Origin of the sequence: Xanthomonas pisi DSM 18956, assembly GCF_001010415.1 — a bacterium.
Lineage (GTDB): Bacteria > Pseudomonadota > Gammaproteobacteria > Xanthomonadales > Xanthomonadaceae > Xanthomonas > Xanthomonas pisi.
In genome coordinates, this window is sequence record NZ_JPLE01000258.1 from 1 (window position 1) to 368 (window position 368).

General features: G+C 50.3%; 1 protein-coding gene. It reads left to right on the forward strand.

What is annotated here, in order from left to right; genetic code table 11:
* The coding region (locus Y887_RS19740) for a terminase (protein ID WP_084726106.1) at window positions 1-241 on the forward strand (241 nt) is incomplete at its 5' end.
* Between the last annotated feature and the right edge of the window lie 127 nt (window positions 242-368).

Consider the following 368-nt stretch of genomic DNA (forward strand, 5'->3'; position numbering starts at 1 on the left):
GAATATTGCCCGTATCGAGTCAATTGAACGCTCATTGCTGACGCTGGACGTCCTGGCTGAGACAGCACCAAAACTTCGTGCTGACCGGGAAAGAATCAACGCCGCCAGAGATAAACTCAGAGCTGAAACCGATATTCTGACCAGCCAGCGTCGGGGCGTTGTTACGCCTGTCAGTGACATCGTGTCATCGCTGCATGAAATGAGTAATTCGGGGAGACTGGATGACATTCCGGAAGAATGAACCGCGATGTGATGAGCCGCCAGAAATGACCGAGGCTGAACAACGTCTGGTCATTAGGACAAAACTAAAAAATCCCCGGTGGCGGCCAAATCATCTCTACAAAATAAAGAACGAAAAAAGGGTGCCG